This is a genomic window from Haloferax sp. Atlit-10N, from assembly GCF_003586325.1.
Taxonomy (GTDB): Archaea; Halobacteriota; Halobacteria; order Halobacteriales; family Haloferacaceae; genus Haloferax; species Haloferax prahovense.
Genome location: NZ_PSYX01000142.1, coordinates 1 through 475, shown reverse-complemented (window position 1 = coordinate 475; position 475 = coordinate 1). Strand labels below are relative to the sequence as shown.

Sequence of the window (475 nt, the reverse complement as noted above, 5' to 3'; positions counted from 1 at the left end):
CGTCGGTGGAGGTTTGGCATATCACGGTCGGTGTCCACGACCAGCGCCGGTCTAGTCGGCGTCCCCAGTGCTTGCCCAACGCCGAGGGCAATGGTCGTTTTGCCACAGCCACCTTTGCCGCCAGCGATTGCGAGCATACTGTGTCTGGACTGTCTATCGGGTTTGAATCCTTGTGTCGGCCGTCACGAACAGGACTACCGTGGGCTGAAAGGACTGACTTACGACGGTTGGTTGTTGCCTACTTTTATACGGTCGTTGTTGGCACACCCCCTGTCCACGGTAGGTCTGTGCCTTCGATGGCGGCGATCCCAACAGGCGAACTGTTCGAGCCGTCCTCAGTGCGGGTTGATAACGTGTATGTAACAATAATGAGTACACTCCAACTATGGATATGTGCAGTGGACCAAACACGGCCCTTCAGTTATACAGTATCCGTACCCTATCCGAACCGCTCCCTGAAATCCTCCGCCGTGTC

1 pseudogene is annotated in these 475 nt (G+C 56.0%); it reads right to left on the bottom strand.

The features are described 5' to 3' along the window. Positions 1-137: pseudogene (locus tag C5B91_RS21570) on the bottom strand (CDP-4-dehydro-6-deoxy-D-gulose 4-reductase); the annotation flags it as partial. Positions 138-475: the final 338 nt, after the last annotated feature.